A 2,664-nucleotide genomic window follows, 5' to 3' on the forward strand; every position below is an offset into this window, starting at 1 on the left:
CCTCCATGTGAACTCCAAATTCAATGGCTCAAGATTTGTCAAGTCGAAGTCGAATAATAGTGAAGTGGACAGTGATGACATGAAGAATTCAGGTATAAGTAGATTTGAAATGTCCATCATTAGATCATAAACTTGGAATTGACGCTGATATAATGTGAATTCACCATCAACTGTAAGCATCTTCCTATGATATGCCTCCTTCTGCATACTTAATTCTTGAAGCATCTTCTGCAATGGATTAGCCATGTGGAATCACCACACCTAAATCCTCAAACTCCTTCCTCTCAACATTACCTGGCGGAATAGTTGGTGGGGGAACTTGTGGTAGACTGTTGAAGTCGTATGGCTCAACATTTATCTGTATGCTTTCAGGTGCATCCACAAGATATCTTATGAGCTTTGGATACTTATTGTATATGCTATACTCCAACGCCCTCTCCCAACTCCTCCTCCTATAATCAACTATCTCCTCACGCTTACATCTATATAAATCCACGACATGCATTAACACATCTGCAAACTCCTTCACATCATATAGGTGCTGCTCAAACTCTATTCCACTGGGCAATCCCAAATGCTGATCGAAAAACAGTATTTCAGTGGCTGGCACAACCCATCCAGTTGAAAACTCCATTATTGGAGGCAGCTGCCCATGAACCACAGGTGTCCCCAAAGCCATAGCTTCAAGTGTTGGAAGATGGAATCCCTCCGCCAAACTTGGAACAACCATTACATGTGCATTTGCAATGATGCTTAGAATCATTTCACGTGGAAGCCTACCGAAATCAGTTGATACAATCAGGTTTCTATGGTTTCCAAAGTATCTAAGCCCCTTCTCCTCAGTTATAACCAAGAATTTTATGCTTGCATCCCTCCCCTCAACTTCCCCTGCAATCTTGTCAAGCCATGCTAAACCTTTCCTAGGTTGGGGATTGCTTACTGTAAGCATTATCACATGTCTATCTGGACTTAAACCATATTTTGAATAGTATTCCAATCCAAGCTTCATCATCCCCCTAGCCTTAATGACTTCTAAAATGTCAATGCCATGATGTACAACTCCAATCACATTTAACCCTGCTTCAACGAGTTTTTCACGTACATAATTGCTTACTGCAACAATATTTACCTCCCTCATCCAATCCTTCACATACATCCTCTTCAGTCTCCCCTCAACAGTAGCATACATGATGGCTTTTCTCCCAAACTTATGGCAATCCCTAACTGCAAGAAACCATCCAGTGGTAAGTAGTGGATCTGCACACATAACATATAACGCCTGATCCCTTTCACGATCAAGATCATAGAATTGAATCATGCCAGACTTAACCCTTGAGGGAATGTTAAGCTTCAATGCAACCCTATATATATCCCTAGCAACATTATTTAAGCTGGTAGCCTTCTCACTAGTACAAATATAAAGCACAACCATCACCAAATGATATCTTGAATGCAAGTGGAATAAATAACTTTTACATTGAGTATTCCAGTAAATTCTAGTATGTTTACTGTAATTTTACTGGATATTCAATATACTGGAATTTCTAGTATATACTGGATTTTACTGTAAAATTTATATACTGGAAAAACTAGTATATACTGGTGTTTACTGGATATGCCTCCAAAGGGATATAGGAATTTAAGCATTAGAGATGAAGTCTACAAGAAACTTGAAGATATCATGATTGATTTAAAGCTCAGCTCAATAAACGATGTAATAGCCCACCTCATAAGGACCTATGAAGACTATACAAATGCATTAGTTGAAATACTTGAGAGGATGGATAAGCTTATTCCAATGATTGACGATCTAAGGAGGAAGCTCAGTAAATCTTGAAATACTCATAGAAAAAGAAAAAAAGGGTGTATTTAGGTTTGGGTATGGTTAGGTCTTCTAGTATGGTATTACCCAGCCTGCAATGACCTGAATTATTTCATCGATTATAGCTGGATCTGCACCGAAGCTCGTCACATATAACTGCTTTAAGCCTTGGGCGAGCTTGGTAGCTGCATCTCCAGTAGCTCTGCTAACATGCTTCAACAGTTTATTGGCGAAACCAAGATACTTAGCCCTATCAGGGCCATTCACACCATAACTGTCCAAGATTGGTCTAACAAGCTCTTGAGCGCTCGCCCAAGTTATAAGTCCCTCTTGCGCCCTATCCTTAGCTAGATCGGCCACTTGGCCAAATCTGGTGCCTATGGTGGTTGGATCGTATTTCCTACTGTACTTTGCAAACCTGCTTTGACCAGTCCTATACTTTGGCATAAGTTACTCACCATGAAAGACAATTATGTGGAAATGGAAAATTTAAAACTAAGAATATCAGTATATATACTATGTGGATAGTGATATATTCCATGTTCACGGGAGTGAAATTCAGAATATTTTGTGGGGTGGAGGGGGTAAATGGAAGATATACTTACAGAGGAAGAGATAAATAGGTATGTTGATGAGGAAACACAAAAACTGATTAAATGGTTCATTCAGAAAGCCTACAATATGATATGCAGTTATATGAATGGAGCTGTACATTTGTTTACACAGAGATTCAAGGTTCCATTGGATATTGAGACAAAGACAATACGTGATGTAGATGGATTTGAAATAGCATTCAGAGTCTACTTCAGCCCAGATACAATAGCTAGGATGAGGGATATAAT

The 2,664-nt window shown here is 39.2% G+C and carries 5 protein-coding genes; 2 read left to right on the forward strand and 3 right to left on the reverse strand.

Annotation, left to right across the window (positions count from 1 at the left end):
- The coding region (locus MRT15_RS09375) for a hypothetical protein (protein ID WP_304329827.1) at nt 1-246 on the reverse strand (246 nt) is incomplete at its 3' end.
- Complete coding sequence (locus MRT15_RS09380) at nt 239-1,426, reverse strand: glycosyltransferase (RefSeq protein ID WP_304329828.1); 1,188 nt, start codon at nt 1,424-1,426, stop codon at nt 239-241. The genes MRT15_RS09380 and MRT15_RS09375, both read right to left, overlap by 8 nt.
- Nucleotides 1,427-1,615: 189 nt before the next feature.
- Here MRT15_RS09380 and MRT15_RS09385 point away from each other — a divergent pair, with 189 nt between their 5' ends.
- Nucleotides 1,616-1,837, forward strand: coding sequence for a hypothetical protein (locus tag MRT15_RS09385; RefSeq protein ID WP_304329829.1), 222 nt, complete (start codon nt 1,616-1,618; stop codon nt 1,835-1,837).
- A 57-nt stretch (nt 1,838-1,894) separates the two neighbouring features.
- Here the strand turns inward: MRT15_RS09385 and MRT15_RS09390 are convergent, their stop codons facing one another.
- Nucleotides 1,895-2,269: a hypothetical protein gene (locus MRT15_RS09390; protein ID WP_304329830.1), complete on the reverse strand. Its 375-nt coding sequence runs from the start codon at nt 2,267-2,269 to the stop codon at nt 1,895-1,897.
- 141 nt (nt 2,270-2,410) lie between these two features.
- Between MRT15_RS09390 and MRT15_RS09395 the strand changes: the two genes are divergently transcribed.
- The coding region (locus tag MRT15_RS09395) for a hypothetical protein (protein WP_304329831.1) at nt 2,411-2,664 on the forward strand (254 nt) is incomplete at its 3' end.

Origin of the sequence: Candidatus Culexarchaeum yellowstonense, assembly GCF_024707025.1 — an archaeon.
Classification (GTDB): domain Archaea; phylum Thermoproteota; class Methanomethylicia; order Culexarchaeales; family Culexarchaeaceae; genus Culexarchaeum.